At 40.7% G+C, this 24,143-nt stretch carries 22 protein-coding genes and 1 tRNA gene; 13 read left to right on the top strand and 10 right to left on the bottom strand.

All coding sequences use genetic code 11. The features are described from left to right. Positions 1-12: 12 nt before the first annotated feature. From ACSQ6I_RS11280 to psbD, 3 genes are all read right to left on the bottom strand, one after another. A complete protein-coding gene (locus ACSQ6I_RS11280) occupies positions 13-453 on the bottom strand; it encodes an RrF2 family transcriptional regulator (protein ID WP_438890430.1) in 441 nt (146 codons plus the stop codon). 469 nt (positions 454-922) lie between these two features. After that, a complete protein-coding gene (locus tag ACSQ6I_RS11275; protein ID WP_438890429.1) occupies positions 923-2,641 on the bottom strand; it encodes an iron uptake porin in 1,719 nt (572 codons plus the stop codon). 988 nt (positions 2,642-3,629) lie between these two features. Further along, positions 3,630-4,685 carry a photosystem II D2 protein (photosystem q(a) protein) gene (gene psbD, locus ACSQ6I_RS11270; RefSeq protein ID WP_438889924.1) on the bottom strand — a complete coding sequence of 352 codons (1,056 nt, stop codon included), beginning with the start codon at positions 4,683-4,685 and terminating at the stop codon, positions 3,630-3,632. A 328-nt stretch (positions 4,686-5,013) separates the two neighbouring features. Between psbD and ACSQ6I_RS11265 the strand changes: the two genes are divergently transcribed. The 4 genes from ACSQ6I_RS11265 to ACSQ6I_RS11250 all read left to right on the top strand — a co-directional run bounded on the left by ACSQ6I_RS11265 (position 5,014) and on the right by ACSQ6I_RS11250 (position 7,148). After that, the gene (locus ACSQ6I_RS11265; protein WP_015215480.1) at positions 5,014-5,286 is read left to right on the top strand and encodes a hypothetical protein; all 273 of its coding nucleotides are present in this window, start codon (positions 5,014-5,016) and stop codon (positions 5,284-5,286) included. A gap of 13 nt (positions 5,287-5,299) precedes the next feature. After that, complete coding sequence (locus tag ACSQ6I_RS11260; RefSeq protein WP_015215479.1) at positions 5,300-5,977, top strand: ABC transporter ATP-binding protein; 678 nt, start codon at positions 5,300-5,302, stop codon at positions 5,975-5,977. 392 nt (positions 5,978-6,369) lie between these two features. Beyond that, positions 6,370-6,918, top strand: coding sequence for an NYN domain-containing protein (locus tag ACSQ6I_RS11255; protein WP_015215478.1), 549 nt, complete (start codon positions 6,370-6,372; stop codon positions 6,916-6,918). Positions 6,919-7,076: 158 nt separating this feature from the next. Next, a tRNA-Asn gene (locus ACSQ6I_RS11250) sits at positions 7,077-7,148 on the top strand. Between the two features lie 100 nt (positions 7,149-7,248). Here ACSQ6I_RS11250 and ACSQ6I_RS11245 read toward each other — a convergent pair. Next, on the bottom strand, positions 7,249-7,668 hold the full coding sequence (locus tag ACSQ6I_RS11245; protein WP_438890428.1) for a pentapeptide repeat-containing protein: 420 nt from the start codon (positions 7,666-7,668) through the stop codon (positions 7,249-7,251). Positions 7,669-9,006: 1,338 nt separating this feature from the next. On the opposite strand from ACSQ6I_RS11245, the gene nifH reads away from it, so the two are divergent. Further along, positions 9,007-9,906 (top strand): nitrogenase iron protein, encoded by a 900-nt coding sequence (gene nifH, locus ACSQ6I_RS11240; protein ID WP_016953627.1) that lies wholly within the window; start codon positions 9,007-9,009, stop codon positions 9,904-9,906. A gap of 181 nt (positions 9,907-10,087) precedes the next feature. On the opposite strand, the gene ACSQ6I_RS11235 is transcribed toward nifH, so the two are convergent. Together ACSQ6I_RS11235 and ACSQ6I_RS11230 are read right to left on the bottom strand one after the other, a co-directional pair. Then, positions 10,088-10,285, bottom strand: a complete 198-nt coding sequence (locus tag ACSQ6I_RS11235) for an NblA/ycf18 family protein (protein ID WP_438890427.1) — start codon at positions 10,283-10,285, stop codon at positions 10,088-10,090. Between the two features lie 378 nt (positions 10,286-10,663). Next, a complete protein-coding gene (locus ACSQ6I_RS11230; RefSeq protein WP_438890426.1) occupies positions 10,664-11,026 on the bottom strand; it encodes an ArsR/SmtB family transcription factor in 363 nt (120 codons plus the stop codon). A gap of 277 nt (positions 11,027-11,303) precedes the next feature. Between ACSQ6I_RS11230 and hetL the strand changes: the two genes are divergently transcribed. After that, positions 11,304-12,026 (top strand): heterocyst differentiation pentapeptide repeat protein HetL, encoded by a 723-nt coding sequence (hetL, locus tag ACSQ6I_RS11225; protein ID WP_438890425.1) that lies wholly within the window; start codon positions 11,304-11,306, stop codon positions 12,024-12,026. A gap of 232 nt (positions 12,027-12,258) precedes the next feature. Here the strand turns inward: hetL and acsF are convergent, their stop codons facing one another. Then, positions 12,259-13,353: a magnesium-protoporphyrin IX monomethyl ester (oxidative) cyclase gene (gene acsF / locus ACSQ6I_RS11220; RefSeq protein ID WP_438890424.1), complete on the bottom strand. Its 1,095-nt coding sequence runs from the start codon at positions 13,351-13,353 to the stop codon at positions 12,259-12,261. 269 nt (positions 13,354-13,622) lie between these two features. On the opposite strand from acsF, the gene hemF reads away from it, so the two are divergent. Together hemF and ACSQ6I_RS11210 are read left to right on the top strand one after the other, a co-directional pair. After that, on the top strand, positions 13,623-14,705 hold the full coding sequence (gene hemF, locus ACSQ6I_RS11215) for an oxygen-dependent coproporphyrinogen oxidase (protein WP_438890423.1): 1,083 nt from the start codon (positions 13,623-13,625) through the stop codon (positions 14,703-14,705). Between the two features lie 54 nt (positions 14,706-14,759). Then, the gene (locus ACSQ6I_RS11210) at positions 14,760-15,620 is read left to right on the top strand and encodes an acyl-CoA desaturase (protein ID WP_438890422.1); all 861 of its coding nucleotides are present in this window, start codon (positions 14,760-14,762) and stop codon (positions 15,618-15,620) included. Positions 15,621-15,741: 121 nt separating this feature from the next. Here ACSQ6I_RS11210 and ACSQ6I_RS11205 read toward each other — a convergent pair whose 3' ends face one another. Together ACSQ6I_RS11205 and ACSQ6I_RS11200 are read right to left on the bottom strand one after the other, a co-directional pair. Then, entirely contained in the window at positions 15,742-16,575 is an 834-nt protein-coding gene (locus ACSQ6I_RS11205; protein WP_438890421.1) for a M56 family metallopeptidase, read from the bottom strand. 4 nt (positions 16,576-16,579) lie between these two features. After that, positions 16,580-16,999 carry a BlaI/MecI/CopY family transcriptional regulator gene (locus ACSQ6I_RS11200; RefSeq protein WP_438890420.1) on the bottom strand — a complete coding sequence of 140 codons (420 nt, stop codon included), beginning with the start codon at positions 16,997-16,999 and terminating at the stop codon, positions 16,580-16,582. Positions 17,000-17,116: 117 nt separating this feature from the next. On the opposite strand from ACSQ6I_RS11200, the gene ACSQ6I_RS11195 reads away from it, so the two are divergent. The 4 genes from ACSQ6I_RS11195 to ACSQ6I_RS11180 all read left to right on the top strand — a co-directional run bounded on the left by ACSQ6I_RS11195 (position 17,117) and on the right by ACSQ6I_RS11180 (position 19,076). Continuing rightward, the gene (locus tag ACSQ6I_RS11195) at positions 17,117-17,563 is read left to right on the top strand and encodes a DUF29 domain-containing protein (protein ID WP_438890419.1); all 447 of its coding nucleotides are present in this window, start codon (positions 17,117-17,119) and stop codon (positions 17,561-17,563) included. 130 nt (positions 17,564-17,693) lie between these two features. Further along, positions 17,694-17,903, top strand: coding sequence for a hypothetical protein (locus tag ACSQ6I_RS11190; protein WP_438890418.1), 210 nt, complete (start codon positions 17,694-17,696; stop codon positions 17,901-17,903). A gap of 45 nt (positions 17,904-17,948) precedes the next feature. Further along, on the top strand, positions 17,949-18,821 hold the full coding sequence (locus tag ACSQ6I_RS11185; RefSeq protein ID WP_438890417.1) for an Rpn family recombination-promoting nuclease/putative transposase: 873 nt from the start codon (positions 17,949-17,951) through the stop codon (positions 18,819-18,821). Between the two features lie 3 nt (positions 18,822-18,824). Further along, the gene (locus ACSQ6I_RS11180) at positions 18,825-19,076 is read left to right on the top strand and encodes a DUF4351 domain-containing protein (RefSeq protein ID WP_438890416.1); all 252 of its coding nucleotides are present in this window, start codon (positions 18,825-18,827) and stop codon (positions 19,074-19,076) included. Between the two features lie 156 nt (positions 19,077-19,232). Here ACSQ6I_RS11180 and ACSQ6I_RS11175 read toward each other — a convergent pair whose 3' ends face one another. Continuing rightward, positions 19,233-20,903, bottom strand: a complete 1,671-nt coding sequence (locus tag ACSQ6I_RS11175) for a DUF3352 domain-containing protein (RefSeq protein ID WP_438890415.1) — start codon at positions 20,901-20,903, stop codon at positions 19,233-19,235. A 566-nt stretch (positions 20,904-21,469) separates the two neighbouring features. On the opposite strand from ACSQ6I_RS11175, the gene ACSQ6I_RS11170 reads away from it, so the two are divergent. Continuing rightward, positions 21,470-24,055, top strand: coding sequence for a M1 family aminopeptidase (locus tag ACSQ6I_RS11170; protein ID WP_438890414.1), 2,586 nt, complete (start codon positions 21,470-21,472; stop codon positions 24,053-24,055). Positions 24,056-24,143 lie beyond the last annotated feature (88 nt).

Below are 24,143 nucleotides of genomic sequence, written 5' to 3'. Positions count from 1 at the left end.
ATTGTGAATCCTTTAAATGTAATACATGATATCTAACTGACGGCGTGAATCTCTTTTTTCACAAAGATCCTGAAGCGAATGTTTTTGTAAGACTGAATTTGCAGCCTGACGCGCTTCTTGCCAGATTTCTTCCACAATAGAACTATCTACACTTTTGAGGTTATTGGTATCTTCTTCACTAATCCGCACATCTAAACCTTCCAAACATTCCAATATTTCTAAAATGCTAATTTTCCAAGGTTCCCGTGCTAAAAGATAGCCACCTTTTGAACCACGTTGACTCTTAACTATACCGCCGCGCCTCAATGTAGCTAATAGCTGCTCTAGATAACGATCCGGTATATTTTGTTGAGCGGCAATTTGTCGAATTTGCATCGGTTCACCGCTTTCGTAATGAATTGCCATCTCTAATAACGCCAAAATTGCGTATTCAGATTTACATGATAGTTCCACAAGCAGCAATTTAAGAATAAAGGATAAATAATGAAAGCTGAAGCATGGAGGATAAATGATAGGACTTACGCATTAACAAAATCTATCAAATATGGATTATGAATTTTATCTTTTGTAGGGTGTGGTTCGGCAAGCTCACCAACCACGTCAGACCCGATAATTGAGCATCTAACAGATTGTCTCTATCTGACGCACCACACTAATATGCGATTCCAAAAGCCTGAAACTAGGCAATTTCCTTCATACATATCATGTGCAGTTTGTACAGTGCGTAAGTCCTAAATGATCAAAATTGTTCATGACTTTTCATACTTCCCCTCTTGGAGACGCAACTCAAATCCACTTCACCCCTTTTCTAGTATACTCCGGTTCTCCACTGGGGTTTGTTATTTTTTTCTACCCAAAACAAAATCCCCACCTTATGGCGGGGATAAACAAGTTTCAAACTTGTCAGCAAATCGTCAACGTCTTAGAAAGTGAACGTTGTTCTCAATGTACCGATAAAGGTATCTTCGCTGCTGCTGCTTTGTCCGGTAGCTGGCAACCAAATCACACCAGGGGTGACGGAGATATTGTCAGAAACGCGATACTTGTAGAAACCTTCAACTTGGTAGGGAATATCACCAGAGTTAGCACCACCATTATTGTTAAAGGAATAAGGTTGAGCGCCACCGAAAATACCCAATACGTTGCCTTTCTTACCAAAGTCAGGTAACGCTACACCAACACCGTAGCTCCATGCTTCATAATCATCACCAGCGCCAAAGCCTATGACATCATGGTAAGAAACGAAACCACTGATGGAAAGTTTTTCGCTAGGTCTGAAGGCAGCAGAAATACCGTAGGAGTTGCTGGAAGATCCTGTGTTGCTGCGTAGATTGTTAGATATCGATGAACCTACAACATCACCAGCAGAACCCACCACATTGTTCCCTGAGTCAAACAAACGACTACCTTCACCATGATAACCATGTACATAAGTAGCAGCTAAGGCAATGCGATTACCAACATTAAAGTTTAACTGACCTAAAGCAGCATAGTTACCGTCAAACAAACCTTCACCAGCAGCAGGACTATTAGCCTCAGAAGCCAAATAACCCAATGTCAATGAACTTGGTTTGAGAATACCGCCACCTTGACCAAAGGGTACATTCAGTGCAATACCTGCACCACCACCAATTCGGTAGATGGGGTTTTCAGAACTAAAGGTACTTAAAGAACCATTACCACCATCAGTTCTATCAAAGAAGTAGGGGTTGTTAACAGCAGCATAATGGCTGTGTTTACCACCAGTAGCTGCTATATAGACCTGTCCTGGACCAACAGGAGCTTCATAAGTCAGTTTGTCTATCTCAACATTGTTATTACCAGTGCTACCAACGTCAAAGGTTTGTCTACTCTCTCCAGTGTTTCCAAAGTTTTGTGCGTTACCCGCAGCCAAACGGGTATTCAACATATCTCTACCTGTGAAGCTGCTTTGCAGGTTCAAACGCACTCTATCTTGAAAAACGGTCTTACCTGCAATATCACCATTAAAAGCATCGGTCAGAGCAAAAATAGCTTCACCTTGCAATTTGGTGGTAGTAGAGAATTGATTGGCTTCTAACTCAGCAGTGCGTGCTTCCAAAGCATCGACACGACCGCGTAAAGTTGCCAATTCAGCAGAAAATTCTTCTTGCAAGCGCTGTAAGGTGGCTAAATCCTGTTTTGTCACCATGTCAGCTGTTGCTGTGGCGATCAATTCATTCACCCGGTCTAAACAGGCATTCAAACCAGCGGCAAATTCATAACGGGTTAAAGCACGGTTTCCACGATATGTACCATTGGGATAACCTGCGATACAACCATAACGTTCCACCAAGGACTGCAACGCCTGGAATGCCCAGTCGGTGGGTTGGACATCGGAAAACTGAGAAACCGATGTTACTTGAGATTGTAAATTTTGACCTTCGTTACTGTAGCGTTTAACTTGATCTAAAACCTGAGTGTCTTGGTTAACTTGAGCCAATACCACAGGTTGTTGAACAACTTCTGTTGCTACTTGTGTTTCTAGTGTTGATACTTCAGTGGCGGTATTTGGGGCTGCATTGCCTGCGGAGGGCGAAGCGATCGCTGTTCCTGAAACTAATAAGGCCGCTCCCAAAACGGCTGGGCTAACAACCAAGGATTTCCACAATAGATTAGACATCTTTCCTTTACTCCTCACACCTTATATAGATAAACGGTTTCGTTGTATTTGCTGCTTAGAAATGTGGCATTTTGCCGAAACCTTTGGAAAGGGCATTGCTACCGTTACTACAATTTTAGTTTTTACAAGGCTAATAACTGATTAACTTATCGTTAAATATTCATGCAATTAACTTATGTAAAAACTAATCCTTTATAGCTCCTCATTATATAATATCTGCGTCTAATGATCAAGATAAGAGTTTTTGATTAAATAACTGTTTTCTACTCATATCCAAATAACCGCAGAAATTGACAACTCCTCACAAATTCTAGTTGGGGGGATTCTTGAAGAGTCCACAAACGAACTGTCAACAGTGCTGACAAAGACATCCTAATAATTCCGCTAAGGTCTAGCCCTAACTGCATCGCTACTTTTTAATTATGTCTAATAGACTTACAGCAGATCGCAGGTAAATGAGATACAAAATTGAAGAAAAAAAGCCATATACACCACAGACTTTCCACCCTGTAAAAAGTTCCCTATTGTCTGTTTCCTGCCATATTATTGATAAACCAAAAGTTCCCATAAACAACTATCCGCCCTGACTTAAATCTGATGATCTAAATCAGGGCGGTCTAGCGGGTCTTCAGGTTGCAACCAGACTGCCGGAAGGAACTCCGACTTTTAGCCTAGCTACTTGAGCTAACTTAGTATCTCAGAATAACTAAGGCTAAGTTTTAGAGAACAGCCCCGGCGCACAGCCGGCTAACTGCAACCTGATGACCCATGGGTATACTACTTTCTATCATGGGCATCACCTCCTTGTTGCCTAAGTGGTCTTAAATTTCAAAAGGGCAGAGCGTCTTGCTCTGGGTTTGTAACCTTCGATTACTATAACACATCAAATTTGCTTTGCAATATTAACCATAAAAAAACCCCCACCGATAATTAGTGGAGGATAAGTTAAAAATGATGAATGTTAAAGATGTATTAATTCATCATGAAATTAGAGAGCGTTACCACGTGGTAATACTTCTTCAGGGAATACAAATTGTTCGTGGGGTTGATCTTGAGGAGCCATCCAAGCGCGGATACCCTCGTTCAGCAAAATATTTTTGGTATAGAAAGTTTCAAACTCTGGGTCTTCTGCTGCCCGTAATTCTTGGGAAACGAAGTCATAAGCCCGCAGGTTGAGTGCCAAGCCGACAATTCCTACAGATGCCATCCATAAGCCTGTGACTGGGACGAACAACATGAAGAAGTGCAACCAACGTTTGTTAGAGAAAGCAACGCCGAAAATCTGTGACCAGAAACGGTTTGCTGTCACCATTGAGTAGGTTTCTTCGGCTTGGGTGGGGTTGAATCCAGGGAAGGTGTTGGAACCTTCACCATCTTCAAACAGGGTGTTTTCTACTGTGGCTCCGTGAATTGCCGACAGTAATGCTCCACCTAAGATTCCGGCTACACCCATCATGTGGAAGGGGTTGAGTGTCCAGTTGTGGAACCCTTGCAGGAATAGTAAGAACCGGAAGATTGCGGCTACACCAAAGCTGGGTGCAAAGAACCAGCTTGATTGTCCTAAGGGGTACATCAAGAAAACGCTGACGAATACTGCAATTGGTCCTGAAAACGCAAGTGCGTTGTAAGGACGAATTCCTACTAGTCTGGCGATTTCAAATTGACGCAACATGAAGCCAATTAGACCGAAGGCTCCGTGTAAGGCAACAAATGGCCAGAGGCCACCTAGTTGAAACCAACGGGTTAAGTCGCCTTGGGCTTCTGGTCCCCAGAGTAACAACAGGGAGTGTCCCATGCTGTCTGCTGGTGTGGATACTGCTACGGTGAGGAAGTTAGCTCCTTCTAGGTAGGAGGATGCTAGTCCGTGGGTGTACCAGGAGGTGACGAAGGTTGTGCCGGTTAGCCAGCCGCCTAGTGCGAGGAAGGCGCAGGGGAATAATAATATTCCTGACCAACCTACGAATACGAAGCGATCGCGCTTTAACCAGTCGTCTAATACGTCAAACCACCCTCTACTCGGGGCGCGTCCAACTGCGATGGTCATTACAAAGAATCTCCAAAAGTTTATAAGTACAGGTTTTATCTATATATAGATGGCTATGACATAACCGCCTATATGCAGAAAGTTAACCGGGTTGTTAATCCAGTTTACAATTTTTTACGCTCTTTAATCATAATAGGTGCAAATCTCTAATTTTTCCAGTGCTGATGGAAATAATTTCATCTGTGAGACACCTGTAATCCCTTCAGGGTAACGAAACAACGATATAAAACAAAATCTCATAATTCTTCCCTCCTTTCACAATTCACACCGAATCAGCCAGGTAACGCTAGAATTAGTCCTACAGTCAGTGAAATGTGATTAATTCTAAATGTTTACCATCGACTTAAGCATCAAAAATACTGCTTTCCCGATATCAGTACAACGTAAGTCTACTGAAGACGCTGAAGCTGTTTATCAGCTGATTCTGGCAGCAATGCGCTCTGGGAACCCTGATATTGTGGAACTCAAGTGCGAAGGCAAAACAGAGAAAAAAATTGCTGTCCGTGCTAGTGAAATTTCAGGTGTACAAATTGTACAAAAAGATGGTACTGCCGTTGGTGGTACTAGACCACCCGGATTTTTCGCTTTAGCAACTGAGTAAACCAGGTGTACAAATGACGGCTGTAGGCATCGAAGTTCAGGATTTAAACTTCTTATGGCCTAATGGGGAGCAAGTGATCAAATCTTGCTCTCTCAAAGTACCGCAAGGCGAATTTTGGATGCTTTTGGGTACTAATGGCAGTGGCAAATCAACTCTCCTGAGACTGATAGCAGGGTTATTAGCTCCCCAATCTGGCGAAATTGGCATTTCACCCCCTGTTGGTTTTGTTTTCCAAAATCCTGATCATCAATTAGTTATGCCAACTGTTGGTGCTGATGTGGCTTTTGGATTAGTGGCAGAAAAATTGCCTCCTGCTATGGTCAGAGCTAGGGTGGAGGAGGCTTTAGGGGCAGTGAATTTGCTGTCTTTACAACGTCGTCCTATCTATGCTCTTTCTGGTGGACAAAAACAGCGTGTGGCTATAGCTGGTGCGATCGCTCGTCACTGTGAAGTCTTATTATTAGATGAACCCACTGCTCTACTAGATCCAGATAGTCAACTCGACTTAGTGTCCAGTGTTCGTCATCTAGTTAAAAGTCGCGGAATTACAGCTTTATGGGTAACGCATCGCTTAGATGAGTTAAATTATTGTGATGGTGCTTTTTTATTAGAAGAAGGCTCTCTAGTCGATGCAGGTGAAGCCGAGCGTCTCAAACAGCGACTAATGAAAGCACACAGCGAAACTTCTTAAGACAAAACTCCAGCAGTATCTTGCCTATCAGGTTTTCTAGAAAAAGTATTGGCAGACTTTTTATTTGAAAGCCCCTAATATCAATATTTTCAACAATTTTTAATCATCAAAAATTCATAACCAGATACTAGACAAACACTTTGCTGTATAGGTATCTGGTTTTTCATTATGGAATTTTGACGACTCAAAAAAATTATTTATTTCTATAAATAAACTGCGATAACCCTTATTTGAAGAGGCTTTTTAGACATTGTTGCTTCTACCTTAGGGTTTAGTTTTTCGGCAATGGGGCATTTTTTATTCTCTGTAGCATAGTGTTACAAGTGATGCTTCAATTACTATAAGTCTTATGAATGATTTCTGTTAACTCTAGATAATTGTGATTAAAAACCATGCCCCGTTCTATCATCCCGTCCATTTTATTAGTGGACGGCTACAACATTATAGGCGCTTGGACTTGCTTAAAGAAAACCCGTGATCATGCTGGACTAGAGGCAGCACGGGGGGAACTAATAGAAGCAATAACAAACTACAGCGCATTTCAAGGTTATGAAACTCAAATAGTTTTTGATGCCCAATATCAAAACACCCCCAGCAATAGAGAAAATATTACAGACTTTCTCACTGTTCATTACACAGATTTTGGTCAGACCGCAGACACCTATATTGAAAAATCCTGTGCGTCCATGCGTCACCAAATAGCACAATGTTTAATTTCTCGCGTAATTGTTGCCACATCAGACCGAGCGCAGCAGTTAATGGTACAGGGGTATGGTGCTGAATGGTTATCAGCGCATCAACTATGCGGAGAAGTAGAAACAACTGTGTGTCGGATGCGTCATAGATATCAACCACCCAAACAATCGAAAAGCCGATTTTTAGCTAATGCTATTGATGATAAAGCAAGGCAGCGTCTGGCTCAATTGCGGATGGGATTATAGAAAAGAGTATTCATAAATCTCTGAATTGCTCTTCTAGAGCGAATTTGGGCTGTCAAAAATTTTAACTTTCAGCAGCTACCAAAGAAAATTTAAAAATTTTCCCCAAAGTAGTTGACATCATCTGGTTTTAAGTTTAATATAGTAATCGTTGCGAGCGTTCCTCAGTAGCTCAGTGGTAGAGCGATCGACTGTTAATCGATTGGTCGCTGGTTCGAATCCGGCCTGGGGAGTTAAAAAAATAAAGGATAAGGCATGAAAGAAGAAAGCAGAAATTTCTAACTTCATGCTTTTGACTTTATATAGAGATTGTCAGCTATTCCTTGTCATAATTCACCTGTAGAGGTCAACTTCAGCCAAGCTGGCATTATCGAAGTTAGCAGTAGTCATATTGCAGTCTTTAAAGGTGGATTGCCACAGATTGGCTCGCTCCCAGTTAGTATTGCTAAAGTTGCAGCGAACAATGTAGCATTCTACACCATTGTTAATTCCAGTAAAGTCGGAACCACTGAAGTCAGCATTTTCCCAACTACATCTGCCCCACTCAGTATATCGGAAATTAGCTTCTTTCAAAATAGCACCACTAAAGTCAACACTGAGGGCGAAATCCTCCAGATTAATGCCACTGAGATCAACACCTCTGAACAAACCTTCACGCGAGTCATTAATGGCAATACAAGTAAAATCTCGCTCCCCAGCAGCATATCTACTCAACAATTCCTCAACAGTAATTATTTGCCTTTTGACCTTCATGATTCAACACTATTACTCAGTAACGTTTACTCTACTGTATACACCAAATAGAGTCACCTGCGAAATCTAACCTTACCCTCCAAATCAAAAACCTCCCTACCGGACTACTAGACAAAGCCCAAATCACAAACTACAATTCCTTGCCTCTGGAACAGTTGCCACCTGACACTGCAAAAGATGGCAAAGTGATCAAGACACAAAGCGATAAATTTTTGAGAATGCAAAAATAGCAGAATTATGTAATTTTCTAAATTATTAGTTTCAATTATTTTAAATTCAACTTGATTATAAAAGTAGCTGATTTCACAAACTCTATTTGATAAAATGTTTGCCTAAATTGCATCTTATAACCTCTAAGTCATAACCATTAAAGGTAACAAGGATAATATTTTTTAGAATTGGAAAATAATTTATTTTGAGGCTTATAAAATATTGATATCTATGTTATTGTTGGGATAGGAATCAAAAACATCAAAGTCAAAAAAACTTCAAGGGTAAATTGAGGTCAACGAAATCAAGTTCTTTTGTTCTGCTAAATCCACTTCAGTTTATATATCTTTTCTGTACGAAGAGATAAGGACAAATGAATTAGAAGAGTTACCCTCGTAACAACTTGAAGTCAATCAGAATTCCTTTGAGTATTTGCCGATAAGAATTGGCTAAGTAGATAACATTATCAACCAGATGGGACTAACCTTGGAGTTTGGGAAGAAAGACTCTTAGAGGATGTCTGGTAAATGTATAGGAATCAAAACTGTTAGCGACTTAGAGCCAGCAAGAAAGATATTTTTTACTGTGAACTAGTAACACTAGGGTATTGATTCCCATGTATCAATCACAGTGAGATTTATTGATTCTGAAAAAATATCCAAAAGCAACATCAATACAGCAATTTTCCAGAAATTAGGAGAATGGTTTGTTGGACTGGAAATTAGACATTTTTGGCAGCCAAAATACAAGCAAAATCGTCACAATTGTAGCAGTCATTGAGAGTGAACTACAATGTTGGTTGATTGGGTGGTTCAGGGGGAAAATCTGCATAAAGGTGAATCCCTATTGTAACCACTCTCCAAGATTAAACATCCTCCGAGGATGCCGCGACAACAAGCGACAATGCCCAAGTTAAGCCGTTAAATATTTCTTGATTTAGGAGATGTGGATTTCTTCTAAATAAATTTCCAGTAACCAGATATTGTTTTCCTACAAAAATCTGAATCTGCGTTTGGTAGTGCCTTGAGTATGCCTTAAGTCGCTATACAAATTCTGTTTCCTAATCGCACAAAATCTCAAATCAAGTTTCAGACTCATCAACACAATAATTGTAGGAATAAACTCATCATGGCTACTGACTCAAATATTAGACAAATTGCTTTCTACGGTAAAGGTGGTATTGGTAAATCTACTACTTCTCAAAATACCCTTGCTGCTATGGCAGAAATGGGTCAACGCATCATGATTGTAGGTTGCGACCCTAAAGCTGACTCTACCCGTTTGATGCTCCACTCCAAAGCTCAAACCACCGTTCTTTCCTTGGCTGCTGAAAGAGGTGCTGTTGAAGATTTAGAACTCAGCGAAGTACTGTTGACCGGTTTCCGTGGTGTTAAGTGCGTAGAATCTGGTGGTCCAGAACCCGGTGTTGGTTGTGCTGGTCGTGGTATTATCACTGCTATTAACTTCCTAGAAGAAAACGGTGCTTACACAGACTTAGATTTCGTGTCTTACGACGTATTAGGTGACGTTGTCTGTGGTGGTTTCGCCATGCCAATTCGGGAAGGAAAAGCGCAAGAAATCTACATTGTGACATCAGGTGAAATGATGGCGATGTATGCTGCTAACAACATTGCTCGTGGTGTTTTAAAATATGCTCACACTGGTGGTGTGCGTTTAGGTGGCTTGATTTGTAACAGCCGTAACGTTGACCGGGAAGTCGAATTAATCGAAACCCTGGCAAAACGCTTGAACACCCACATGATTCACTTTGTACCTCGTGACAATATCGTTCAACACGCAGAATTGCGTCGGATGACTGTTAACGAGTATGCACCTGATAGTGATCAGGGTAATGAATATCGGACATTAGCTAAGAAGATCATCAACAACAAAAATCTAACTATTCCTACTCCTATTGAAATGGAAGAATTAGAAGAATTGTTGATTGAGTTCGGTATTCTTGAAAGTGATGAAAATACTGAAAAGCTAGTTGGTAAATCAGCTACTGAAGCACCAGTCAAAAAGTAGTAACACAAAGCAATTAGTGCTTGAGATTGGGGAGGGTAACTCCCACCCTTTCCTCAATTTATGAAGATGTGAAAATGCAAATAGGTTTTTTCACATCTTATTTGCATTTGGTTAAAATGCTTACAGCACAAGGGTTATATCTTGTTTACTATGCAAATTAGAAGCCTTTGAATTTCCTATTTTAACCAGAGATGCTTCCTGAATCTAGTTTCCATTCATGCTTAAGTAATTGTTGGTAGCTTGTTTCTTGAATCATCATATGCTCATACAACTTGAGCAGAAATATCTGAGCTTGTTCACGAGACATTTGGTGTACTTGGTCAGCAAAGATTCTGAGGCCAAATTCTTGTTCTAAAGATAATTTTATAGGCTGATTCATTGCTGGCTCCTATGCCGAATTGGGGCAAATAAGGGTTAATACTCGCTATTTAAGTTTTGAGCAGTCATACACCCATTGAGTTCGAGGGCATTCCCGATTTGAGGGGTGTAGCGCCAGAATTTTATGTTTTACGAACTTATGTTAATAAGTATAACGAATTATTTACAATTCTGACGTGATGGGAGTCAGATCAACATGAAAAAAGATGAGCAACTAGTGATACGACACGTTAGCCCTGAAGTGAGACAGTTGATTAAGGTATATGCAGATGTTAATAACTGTACACAGGCGGAGATGTTGGAACGCATTGTTTTGGAGTGGCACGCGCAACAAAGCTTGAGTGAACGGCCTCCAGGGGATGAAGATGAGTAGGGTAATTCAAAAAACTGTAGTTTTGTTCCGAAAAGCTTTCAGGCTTTCATCCTGCTGTAGCACACGTTGACTAATGCGATCGCACGCTAATTCACAAAGCTCAAAAATAATCGGGTCGGCAATCTCGTAATAGGCACTAGTCCCTTTGGGCTGACGAGATAAAATTCCTGCCTGAGTTAATACTTTCAGATGCTTAGACAGATTTGCCTGCCCTAACCCAGTCGCTTCTGCTATCTCCATGACATTCATCGAACCTGATTTGAGACAGGTCAAAATTTGTAGCCGACTTCCTTCTGATAGCACCTTAAAATAGTCAGCAACGGCAGCAAGAATAGCTGGATTAGCCTGAGACGGATTTGTTTTTGGCATAGGGCAACTTAAATCATCAGCAAAAGACTTCATCGCTATTTAGCAGTATAACTAAATATCAATTATTAGGAAACAGAGCAATGAAATGATTAGATTTTACCATTAAAATGCTAAAATTACTCCACAGCTATTTAGTTAATTAATGAAAAATTATCGTTAACTCTTATCCTCCATTCCCGGAGTTATTTTCCCAACCCTAAGTATTACAGAGAAAATCTCTGAAAATTGCCGGGGATTTTGAATTTTGTTTGAATTGAGAATTTTGAAGTATTTATTTATGAATGTAGATGAAATTATCAACCGCTATTCTGCTGGAGAACGAAATTTTCAGCGAATTAATCTCCAAGATGCAGAGCTAACGAACGTAAATTTAGAAGGGATAGATTTTAGCTATGCTGATTTGCGTCAGACACGGCTAGGTAAAACTAACTTCAGTCAAGCTTGTTTGCGAGAAGCAAATTTAAGTGAAGCTATTCTGTGGGGAATAGATTTAAGTGCAGCAGATTTATATCGCGCTATTCTCCGAGAAGCAGATTTAACAGGTGCAAAATTAACTCAAACCCGACTAGATGAAGCAAACCTCATCAAAGCTAGTTTATGTGGTGCAAATTTACATGGTGCAAAACTATCTAGCGCTTTGCTAATTCAAGTAGACTTACGTCCTAGTTCCAACCAACGGACAGATTTAGGATATGCAGTTTTGAGTGGAGCAGATTTGAGCTATGGAGACTTACGAGCTGCTTCACTACACCATGCTAATTTGGATGGTGCGAAGTTGTGTAGAGCTAATTTAGGTCGGATAATTCAATGGGGAGATTTAGCAACTGATTTAACTGGAGCTAGTTTGCAAGGAGCAGATTTGAGTTATGCAAATCTGACTAATGCTATATTGCGAAACGCAAATTTACAAGGAGCAGATTTAACGGGAGCAATTCTCACAGATGTTAATCTGGAAGGCGCAATTATGCCTGATGGTAAAATATATAGTAATCCGATTTGAATTTTGAGAAAAACAGATTTACAGCGGATTTCGCTGTCAGGAGGTACATACCTAGCGGGCAAGACTTCGACAGGTCTTACAGTGAGCTTGTCGAACTGCTCAGTCCGAGGATGCCCGCACCACAAGAGTTTCATTATTCAAGTTTGTATCTCAAAATGAAATCTGCTGTAATAAAAATATAATTTTTAGGTTGGGTGAACCAGAACGCAACCCAACCCAAATAACAAGTGATCTAACGTACTGTTCCCCGCAACACTTCTGTATCAATTGGTTTAATTAAATAGACAAGTAGGAGATTCCAGACAATTGCCGTTATTAAAGGCAGTTTGCGGATAAATTTCACTACTTTATTGCTAGAACTGCGTGAAATTTCTGCTATTTTCAAGTTGTAATTTGAGCAGTTTTGCAGACGTGGGAAAAACTGGGGATGTTCGGTATTTAACATCACTGGAAAAGCACGTCCAGCAGTTTCATTGGTATTGCGAACTACTTGCTGGTCAAATTCTTTGGGTTCAAGTCCCAGTAAGTGGTAAAAACTAGCCCGTTCGTGAACTGTTAAAGTGTGGGTAGCAAATACTGATAATAGGAAAAAGCGACTCAATAGCCTTGATCTCCAATTATTCCAGAGTTGAGGTTGCGTAGACGCGGAGCGGCTTGTCGGCAGACATTGCAATAATGCCTTGAATATATCCCCATGTCGGTTTTCGTCTTGACACCAACTCTCAAATTTGCGGAAGATGGGATAAAACTGGTGTTCTGGATGCTTTTGTAAATGGTGATAAATAATAATGTAACGCCAGTAACCAATTTTTTCTGATAAATAGACCGTGTAAAGCACCCACTCAAGAGGAAAAAATGTATAGGTGCGGATTTTAGTTACCTCACCCAAGTCTAGCGAGAGTTTAAAATCGCCCATCGCTTTATTGAGAAATCCAGCATGACGGGCTTCATCACGCGCCATCAGTTGAAATATTTCCGCCAGCAAGGGACTACGCTGTTTTAGCTTCCGGGATAGTTCCTTGAACAGCAAAAACCCAGAAAACTCGGAAATGCATGAGCGTTCCAAATACTCAATAAAAGCTCGGCGTGCTTCTCCGTCAATATGTTCCCAAGACTGATCAAACTCTTCATCGCGAACAAAATGATGACGGTTGTAGTCAGCCCGCATTTCTGCCAACAGGGCTTGCAACTCTTTTTCTTGGGCTGAGAGATCCAAACTAGCCGCAGTTTCAAAGTCTGTGGTGTAAAACCGAGGAGTGAGTACGGTTTCTTTAGCTGGCGCTTTAATTCCTGGCTTCACTTCAGGCTGGGGTAGGGTATTTACCATGATTCCTCTATTAACAAGCTAAATACTTACATAGCTATCAAGTTATGATAACTGTAATTCCTGAACTGGAATCTGAATATGAAACCTTTACAATCCTTAAGCAAAGTTTAGATTTATCCATCTATCGCGGAGAAAGTCAACAGAGGGAAGGAAATTGTTGGCAGAGATAATTTATTAAGTTTTGAAACATTTATATTTTTGCTAGTTTAATAGCTATATAGTTGTTAAGCGAATTGCCACTTTTACTCAAAAATTAAGAGGTATTCAATATGGGTCGTCATTTAGAGAATCATCTGCGGGAATCAACAAATCAAACAATATTGCTTCCCCCTCTCGCTAACTCAGTCCATACACCACCTGAGAATTCGCGTCAGCGGGTGAAGCAGTTGATGCAAGACTTACAGGATCAAATCTGCGCTGGGCTAGAGCAATTAGATGGGGAAGCTTGTTTTCGGGAAGACCTTTGGGAACGAGCCGAAGGTGGTCAAGGACGCACCCGTGTGATTCGAGAAGGGCGGATATTTGAACAAGGTGGTGTTAATTTTTCAGAAGTTTGGGGAGATAGTCTACCTGCGGCAATTTTGACTCAACGCCCAGAAGCAGCTGGAAATGACTTTTTTGTAACTGGAACTTCGATGGTGTTACATCCTCGTAATCCATACATACCAACGGTACATCTTAACTACCGCTACTTTGAAGCCGGTTCGATTTGGTGGTTTGGTGGTGGGGCTGATTTAACGCCTTACTATCCTTTTGCTGAAGATGCTGTTCATTTTCACCAAACTTTAAAAAATGCTTGTGATGCTTCCCATCCAGAATATTATCGGGTTTTCAAAGACTGGTGTGATGAATATTTCTACTTACAACATCGTCAAGAACAACGTGGGATTGGTGGTATTTTCTTTGACTATCAAGATGCTAGTGGTAGGCTTTATGTAGGTTCTCAACTGGATACTAAAGCAGCGCTGGCAAGTCAGCAAGTGGGAACGGTATCACGTAACTGGGAAGATATGTTTGCATTTGTAAAAAACTGCGGTGAAGCATTTTTACCAGCATATCTACCCATAGTCCAAAAGCGACAAGAAATAGAATATAGCGATCGCCAGCGTCAATTTCAATTATACCGTCGGGGTCGTTACGTGGAGTTTAACTTGGTATATGACCGGGGAACAGTTTTCGGACTGCAAACCAATGGCCGGGCGGAATCTATTTTAATGTCTCTACCACCCTTGACTCGCTGGGAATATGGCTATCAACCAGAGGCAGGAAGCCCTGAAGCACAGCTTACCAAAGTTTTTCTCAAGCCCCAAGATTGGGCAAATGGCTTTATAGAGCTGGAATACAGCATTTAGCTAATTTGTTATTTGGATTAGTTCTCTAATTTTGTGAATTTTTGAGGAGTGTTAGTGACGTTGAATTCATCAAATCTATTAGGGAATGCCCAACCTCTGCGCCTTCATTGGGTGTCTGTAGCATTTTTTGGTACTATTCATGCGATCGCACTACTAGCTCCTTGGCATTTTTCCTGGGCTGCGGTGGGTGTAACTGTGTTTCTGCACTGGCTATTTGGCAGCATTGGAGTTTGTTTAGGTTATCACCGTTTGTTGAGTCATCGCAGTTTTCGAGTTCCCAAGTGGTTAGAATATGCGATCGCTATTTTAGGTGCATTATCTATACAAGGAGGCCCCATTTTCTGGGTAGCTGGACATCGGTTGCATCATGCTTACACCGAAGACGAAGAGAAAGATCCTTACTCTGCCCGTAAAGGTTTTTGGTGGAGTCATATGCTTTGGATTTTTTATCCCCGTTCCGAATTTTTCGATTATGAGTTATACCAACGATTTGCTCCCGACCTAGCACGAGATCCCTTTTACATCTGGCTAAATCGCTACTTTTTACTGCTGCAAATTCCCGTTGCATTATTACTCTATGCCCTGGGAGGCTGGTCATTTGTCATTTATGGCGTGTTTTTGAGGTCAGTTATTCTCTGGCATACCACCTGGCTAATTAACTCGGTTACTCATATGTGGGGATACCGCACATTTGCCAGCGATGATAATTCTCGTAATCTTTGGTGGGCTGCCATTCTCACCTATGGCGAAGGCTGGCATAACAATCACCATGCTTATCCTCATGTAGCCAAGTGTGGCTGGCGCTGGTGGGAAATTGATCTCACTTGGTGGGCGATTGCGGTATTAAAAACAGTGCGTTTGGCAACGAATATCAACCTACCACCAGATCAAGCGATGAAACCAGGAAATGTGTAAGTCAGGAGTTCGGAGTTCGGAGTCAGGAGTCAGGATGAAGGAAGAAGGAAGAAAGAAGGATGGAGAATATTTTTCTCTTCTGTTTCCTGTTCCCTGTTCCCTACTTCCCTTTTTTTGTAATTCAAGTATGAAAAACGACTGTTAGTAAGGGTAGAAACGCCAACAAAAAAATATGCCAGGATTGTAATTGAGCTTCTGAAGTTGTTTCTGGTGGTGTTAATAAAGCTTCTATTCTCTGTTCCAAGCGATCGCCTGCACCCAAAGCGGCACAGCAAACTTCTTCTGTTATAGGGTTGTTACTGACTACCAATAGCAATGATTCCGCTAACACCAAGGGATCTACTTGGGATGCGGCGTAACTGTCAGCCCGTAATTCTCGCAAAACTAACAATTCTTGCCATAGTGGTTCTGTATTGGGCAACCAGGCGGTGCAGGAACGCATCCAACCCAGCCAAAAGAACCAGAACGTATCCCTATACTGATAATGCCCTTGCTCGTGGGCTAAAACGCTTTCTAAATGGGCAGGTGAGAGGGTTTGTAGTAATCCTTGACTAACTACTAGTTCCGGTTGCCAAAAACCCATTTGTCCGGCGAATAATGCTTTAGTTGGCAGGATTCGGGCTTGTTTACCTGCGAGATTCACTTGGGGACATTCACGGGCTGATTTAATGGATTTCCAGCCTTGGAAAGCTAGTTTGATACCCAAGATGTTAAAAAAGCTGAGAAAAATTAATGCTAGTAGATAACTGAAGGAACCAGTATACATTCCGCCCATTGTCCCTTGTGTACCCATGCAGACTACAGCCATTGCTGTCATGAAAATGAGTAAGGGGGGAAAGAGGAATAAAAAGAGCGATCGCTCCCAGCGCAAATTCCAATTACCCTGGGGTATATGGCCAGAGTATCGTAACCAGCAAGCAATGGTTACAGCAGAGATAATAATGAGTAGATGCATAATTCTATTTTTCTCCTCTGGCTTCCCGTGCAGCTTGAATGCGTTTAGCGATCGCTTCTATTTGGTCACTAGCAGCTTGATCTAAACTATCAGCAAAGGCCGCAATTACATCAGGATTACCCACTGCGAGGAATCTTTGCAATTGCTCATGAGCTTTAATCATCTCTGCTTGTTGCTTGGTTAGCAATGGCCGCCAATAGAATGCTTTACCCTGTTTATCGCAAGCTAACCAACCTTTTTCCGTAAGACGACGGAGAACAGTAGTAACGGAAGTATAAGCTAATTCTCGGTTGGGATCAGCCAAAATGCGATCGTGTACATCTTTAACTGTTGCTGAATTCAGTTCCCAGACAATACTCAAAATTTCTGCTTCTAAAGGACCAACAGATAGTTGTTTGGGACGATAATCTGGTAATGGAGCCATATTGATAATTTTGGGGGAACTGCTTTTATATTTTCACATTTTTTATCTCACGCAGAGGCGCAAAGAGATTAAAATTCGCTGTAAGGTTGAGTTAGGTCACTCAAAGGAGACAAAGCAATGACACAGCAGATTGCACTATCTTTATATGAGCAAGACTATATACTTTGGATTGAAGATATCGTCAATAAGTTACGGAATAGGGATATTGAGGGTCTAGATTTTGAGAATCTGATTGAGGAGATAGAGGATTTGGGGCGATCGGATAAACGTGAACTGGAAAGTAGACTCAGGGAACTTTTAGAGCATATTCTGAAGCGGAAGTATGTCAATATGCCTGATTGTTATCGTGGTTGGGTGGAATCAATCGTTAAGCAAAGGATTGGTATAGAAGATTTATTCGCAGACTCACCTAGCCTAAAACCCTTTTTTAGCCAAGTATTTGATAAAGCTTATACAAATGCTCTAAAAATTGTTCGCAAGAGTTATCCACAGTGTGAATTTCCTGAGACATGGCCGTTTAGCCGTGATTTAGAAGCAATGCTAAATGTCGATTTTTGGGATTGATACTTACCCACACAGTTAAAATTGGTAATTGGTAATTGGTAATGATATTAATCCTGTTCATCCTTAAATCCTGGAAATCCTGATTCAGACAAGATGTGCAAAAATTGTCAAGCAGGTTTGAGGAAGTAACATGACAGACAAAAACTGGGAAGACGAAGAACTATGGATCGTCACCGCAAGCACTCCAGGCGATCGCACAAAAGAAGGTGTAAACGCTGTTACAGGCAATGGTAATCCTTACAGCAGTCCCCCTGTTACCGTTGAAGAAATAAAAGACAGTCGGCTAAAAGCATTGACTGGCTCAACTAATTTAGTTTATTGTATTTGTGAATATGCCTAAAATCCCAGACTAACAAGTAATTAGGGGATATAAAAATTATAGATAATGCACACAGATACAATATTTTACCAAATCTTCCTCACCTTTCACACGCTATTATTTGAACTACTAGGTCAACCCACAGAAAATGCAGAAGGCTATAATTTCACATCTGTTGAAGTCAAAGAAAAAGCCTTTCGATTTGATGGAATTTTCATGCCAAATAGTTTGGAAAAACCCATCTATTTTGTCGAAGTACAATTTCAACCCAAACCAGAATTTTACTGGGAATTAATTACAGAAATCAACATTTATCTCAATCAATACAAACCCCCGCAAGATTGGCAAGCTATAGCTTTGTTTGCTAAACGGAGTCTAGATGTAGAAATATTAACTGCTTTCCAGCAAGAGTTAGTTAATAGTGGTCGCATCAAACGCATTTATTTAGATGAAATTCCACCAGGTTCAATTGGAATGGGATTAATTGAATTAATTCTGAGTAAAGAAACCCAAGCACCAGAATTAGTTCAAAACTTGATGCAAAGAACAAAAACAGAGATTAGTAACGACAGTGAAAGAAAAGGTATTATAGATTTACTGGAAAGTGTTTTGGTGTCCAAATTCTCGCAATTAAGCCGTCAGGAGATTGAAGCGATGTTTTTAGTGAGTGATATCAAGCAAACAAGAGTATATCAAGAAGCAAAGCAAGAAGGTATACAGGAAGGTAGACAAGAAGGTAGACAAGAAGGTAGACAAGATGGAGAGATGATTTTACTTATGCGTCTGTTGTCCAAGCGATTCGGAAAATTGAGCAGTAATTACATCGAAAATATCAGCAAGCTGACCATAGAACAACTAGAAGACCTCGGAGAAGCATTATTAGATTTTGTGGATATTAACGACCTAGAACAATGGCTCAAATCTCACATAGAATTATAGAAAATGCACACAGACCTGATATTTTTAGTGAATGGTATCAAGCAAACAAGAGTATATCAAGAAGCAAAGCAGGAAGAAGCAACAAACTTACTGGTGCGGATATTATCCAAACGGTTTGGGAAATCGAGCGGTAATTACATCGCAAATATCAGCAAGCTGACCATAGAACAACTAGAAAACCTCGGAGAAGCATTATTAGATTTTGTGGATATTACCGACCTGGAACAATGGCTAAAAATCCACACAGAGAAGTAAGTGATTAACCCAAATTGCTCATTAGATCCAGAGAAATGTAATCAGGTGCAAGGAGGAAAAGGTATTGATAGTTAAAAATCCTTTGTAGGGACAATTGATGAATTATCCCTACGCCTTGTTTGGAGATGTGTATTGCCCTATTACTAGTAATTTAATTTACTTTGCAGTAGCAGGCTTTAGAGACAACAACATTTCCATTTGACTGGTAGATTTATCAGGGCTATTCACAGTCACACCAATACCACGAATGGAACTCAGGATAGCACTAGCATCGGGAGGAAGAGGTTGACCTGCTGTGGCAAAACGAGTAATCAGGGACGTGGTGTTGTCCATATCTAAGTAAAAATAGCCTGCGTTGGGTTTTTGCAAAGAACCTGTTACGGATTTAAATGTGTCCGTATTATCGAGGGATTGACCTTTTTTATCTGCCAGGGTTTCGCCAACGGGTCCACCAATAGCAAGAAATACGGTGTCCTGATCTAGCCAACCATGTGCTACTAAAGCGCCTTGCTGGGGTATTTGCCATTCTGTGATATTTTTACCACCAATGCTTTTTTGAGCAACGTTGAGGGATTGCTTTTTGGCTAAATCATCTAATTTAGTGAAGGTAGCTTCGGCTGTTTTGCGATCGCTCGTATCAAATATGATCGCTCCCCCAAATCCTACATTAGCTAACCATCCTTGACTCGATTTCACCGCACCCAAAGCAAATTCTTGATTCATCCAACCAAAAATATCTTTATCTAAATCAAGATTGGCAAATTGTTGTAGTTGTCCGCGAGTCTGTTCAACTACTTGCTTCAGTTCAGGATAATCTTTTGATTGTTCTACCAAAGTTTGCCAACTACGATTAATATTCTGTCCAGTGACTAAAGCAAAGGTATCGCTAGGAAATTGTCCCACTATCTTCGCAGGAGTCGTTTGATACTGAAATTTGCTCAGTTGCGGATCTAAATTCACTACAGCTTTTAACCGCAATCCTGCATCATCAACACCAATACCCGCTACCATCGACTTTACTTGTTTAAGTTGTGCCAAGGTTTGGGGAGGTAATGGCCTAGCTTGAGGACTTAATGCTGTTAATTGCTGTGCCATATTGGCGTAGTCAGGAACATAAATTTGAGCAAGGCTGTTTTTTATATCCACACCTTTGGAGAGAATGCTACTTGCACCTTCTTTAGTCGCAAAAGAAGGTTCACCTTTATAAGTGTCAATAGCTTTTTCTAAAGCTTGTTTTTCTGGTGCTAACAGCAACTGGCTATTATTCAAAACCGTTGTGTATGTCGATTTACCCTTATTTTTACTAGCAATAATTTTCTGACCTTTATAGTCTGATTCCTCAGTTTGCAGATTTTTTTGCTCTTTCAATTTCTTAGAAAAATTCAAAGCACTGAGTTTATCCTTGATACCTACTACTAACAGGATATTTGGCTCCTGTTTTGGCTTAATAGGTGCATTTGGCTGAGTAGGTGTGGGGGCAGTAGGTGGTAATACAGCAATCATCACACCACCTACCCAAGGCTTAATGTCTGTTTCGTAAGAAATATTACTATCACTTAATAGTTCTTTATTGACATTTTCTAGACTTTTTGTTATTAACTGTTGTGCTTGCGGATTACCAAATTGCCGTAACTGATTCCAAGATTGATCATCTGTATTGATATAAGTTGCTATTAAGGCATTAGCAGGTACTACTTTAGCACTGCCAAGAGGACTGGAACTATCTCCAGTAGGAGATTTCAAATACATATAGACTGCAATACCTCCAGCCACGACTATAGCAGTACTAATAGCAGGAACTAAAAACTTTGATTTACTTTCAGGCATTGTTATTGTCCTCTTTTGAGCAGATATTTGAGCAAATAAATTATTATCAGGCAGTTAAAACAGTGATAGTCAATATTTAGGATTTTTATCACCGATTTCCACTAATTTAGCGGTTTTTACTGATAAAATTAGTGTTTATACACACGCAGAATTTGTAGTGGCTCTAAAAAAGACTTCACTAGAGTCAGGAGTCAATCCGCAAATGGTATCTTAGTTGATATCCAAAAAATAGTCGGACTCTTAGCCACAAGCTATTCTAAGCTAGAAGAATGATCGATAGTATTTGTGCTTAACGGAAATCGATCGCCTAACGGCACGCTACGTGAACACAGCGCGGGATAAGAAACTCTTGTCCCGAAGATGCAAAAGTGCAAAATATTCAGATGACATCAAAACATCGAGACTTGGGCGCAAAATGAGAAGGTTAATACCAATCATCCCATCCCAGAGAAAAATCCTCATCAAATAATCATGTTGATTGAGGATACGCATCTACGATGCCGACGGCAAGCGTAGCTATCGGTATTTTTATGAAAGTTTCAGGATTACAAGGTCAGTAATTATCAATGTTGCATTATTATTTTGATACAGAGAATAACGGACACAAATCGTTTGAGTTGCCAGGGGCTAAACCACACTACAACCCTGACAAACCCGGACAGGTTGAGCATATTTTTCTCGACCTGAGTTTGGATATCCCGAAGCAAAGTTACTATGGCAATTGTAGTATTAGATTGTTGCCTATCCGTAATAATATTGAGCGTTTGACCTTGGATGCTGTAAACCTGAATATCCAATCTGTACAGGTAGACGAAGTACCGCAAAAGTTTGAATATGATGGAGAAAAGCTGGCAATTCAACTGTCTCAACCAACTCAGATCGGTAAGAGATTGTTGATTGCGATCGCTTACTCGGTGGAAAAACCCCAACGGGGAATCTACTTTATTCAACCAGACAAACACTATCCAGACAAACCCACCCAAGTCTGGACTCAAGGAGAAGACGAAGATTCTCGTTTTTGGTTTCCCTGTTTTGACTACCCTGGACAATTATCAACTTCAGAAATTCGAGTTCGTGTCCCCAAACATCTGATCGCTATTTCCAATGGTGAATTAATTGACACCGCAGAAAATGGTGATTACAAAATTTACCATTGGTCACAGCAGCAAGTTCATCCTACCTATTTGATGACATTAGCAGTAGGGGACTTTGCTGAAATTCGTGATCAGTGGCAAGGGAAACCTGTCACCTACTACGTAGAAAAAGGCAGGGAAGCAGATGCTAAACGTAGCATGGAAAAAACTCCCCGCATGATCGATTTTTTGAGCGAAAAGTATGGTTATTCCTACCCTTTCCCCAAATATGCCCAGGTCTGCGTCGATGACTTCATTTTTGGAGGTATGGAAAACACCTCCACCACTCTCTTAACCGATCGCTGTTTACTAGATAATCGGGCAACATTAGATAACCGCAATACAGAAAGCTTAGTTGTCCATGAACTCGCACACCAGTGGTTTGGTGATTTGCTGGTCATTAAACATTGGTCTCACGCTTGGATTAAGGAAGGAATGGCTTCCTATTCTGAAGTCATGTGGACAGAACATGAATATGGTATCCAAGACGCAGCTTATTATCGCCTATTGGAAGCTCGGAGTTATTTAAGCGAAGATAATAGTCGCTACCGTCGGCCAATGGTAACTCATGTTTACCGGGAAGCAATTGAGCTTTATGACCGCCATATTTACGAAAAAGGATCTTGTGTTTATCACATGATTCGCACAGAATTGGGAGATGAATTATTTTGGCAAGCCATTCAAACCTTTGTTAATGATTATGCTCATCAAACTGTCGAAACAGTAGATTTATTAAGGTCAATTGAAAAAGCAACTGGACGAAATCTCACTTTTCTGTTTGATCAGTATGTTTATCGCGGTGGTTATCCCGATTTTAAAGTTGCTTACTCTTGGGATGGGGATGCGAATTTAGCTAAGGTGACGGTGACTCAAACCCAAGCCAGTTCAGACGATAATGGGAAGAAGGATTTATTTGATCTAAAAATTCCCATTGGTTTTGGTTATATTCAGCCAAAATTAGAACTCAAAAGTTTCACTGTGCGTGTGAATGAACGAGAACAAAGTTTCTACTTTCCCTTGACAGAAAAGCCTGATTTTATCAGCTTTGATGTGGGTAATAATTACCTGAAAACTGTAGCTTTAGAATATCCAGTTCCAGAGTTGAAAGCACAGTTAGAATTTGACCCGAATCCCATTTCTCGCATCTATGCAGCTGAAGCTTTAGCTAAAAAAGGCGCATTAGAATCGGCAAAAGCACTATCAGCAGCTTTAGAAAATGATTCCTTCTGGGGTGTGCGTGTAGAAGTAGCTAAACAGTTAGCAGAAATTAAGTTAGATCAAGCTTTTGATGCTTTAGTTTCTGGTTTGCAAGATCAAAGTCCTTATGTACGTCGTGCTGTGGTAGAGTCTTTGTCTCAAATCAAAACCCATACTAGTTATAAAGCGGTGAAAGGTTTTGTGCAGGATGGTGATGCCAGCTACTATGTGGAAGCTGCTGCTTGTCGTACCATTGGCACAATTGCGGCTGCTAATTTGGAAGATAAACCCCATGAAGATAAGGTTATCAAGCTGCTAAAATCTGTTTTGGAAGAAAAGGCAGGTTGGAATGAAGTGGTAAGGAGTGGCGCAGTTGCTGGACTGGCTGAATTGAAAACTTCTGAAACGGCTTTGAATTTGCTGATTGAATACACCAAACTGGGCATCCCCCAACCGTTACGACTGGCGACAATTCGCGCTTTAGGCAAAATTTCTGTTGGTCAAACTCCTGCTAATTTAGAACGAATTTTAGACCGATTGGCAGAAATAGCTAGAGAAACGTTCTTTTTGACACAGGTGGCAGTGGTGTCAGCATTAGGACAAATGGAAACTCCCAAAGCGATCGCTATTTTACAATCTTTAGCTAATCAAACAGCCGATGGGCGTGTTCGTCGTTATGCTGAAGAAGAAGTTTCCAAAGTCCAAAAGAATATTGGCCCAGAAAAAAGCTTGCGTCAAATGCGTGAAGAACTCGACCAACTCAAACAACAAAATCAGGAACTAAAAAGCCGCTTGGAAACTTTAGAGGCCAAATCAAAGTAAACTCAATATCCTCAATTATTCCTGAATAACAACCAGATTCCCGACTCTTGGAGATTCGGGGATCTCAACCTTGTTAACTCAACAATTA

Source organism: Anabaena sp. WFMT (genome assembly GCF_051781005.1).
Taxonomy (GTDB): domain Bacteria; phylum Cyanobacteriota; class Cyanobacteriia; order Cyanobacteriales; family Nostocaceae; genus Anabaena.
This window is presented reverse-complemented; position numbering and strand designations above follow the sequence as displayed.